This is a genomic window from Pseudomonas sp. BJa3, assembly GCF_026343815.1.
GTDB classification, from domain to species: Bacteria; Pseudomonadota; Gammaproteobacteria; order Pseudomonadales; family Pseudomonadaceae; genus Aquipseudomonas; species Aquipseudomonas soli.
Genome location: NZ_JAOXMC010000409.1, coordinates 1 through 249 on the forward strand (window position 1 = coordinate 1; position 249 = coordinate 249).

Annotated in this window: 1 protein-coding gene; it reads right to left on the minus strand. The window is 70.7% G+C overall.

Annotation, left to right across the window (positions count from 1 at the left end; all coding sequences use genetic code 11):
* Positions 1-249, minus strand: a 249-nt coding sequence (locus tag OH705_RS28210) for a response regulator (protein ID WP_267303570.1), incomplete at both ends; no start/stop codon positions are given.

Genomic DNA, 249 nt, shown 5'->3' on the forward strand with positions numbered 1-249 from the left:
TCGGCAGTGAGCAGGGCGCCGGCGACGGGGCCGGGGCTGGCGGCGCGCAGGGCATCCAGCGTGGCCAGGCCGTCGAGGCGGTCGTGCAGGTGGTAGTCGACCAGCATCACGGCAGGACCTTCGGCGATCTTCTCCAGCGCCTCGTCGACCGTGGTGGCGGATATGACATCCACCTGCCAGCGTCCCAGCAGGGCGCGCATGCCATCGATGATCTCGCGGTCGTTGTCCACGCACAGCACGCGCAGGCCG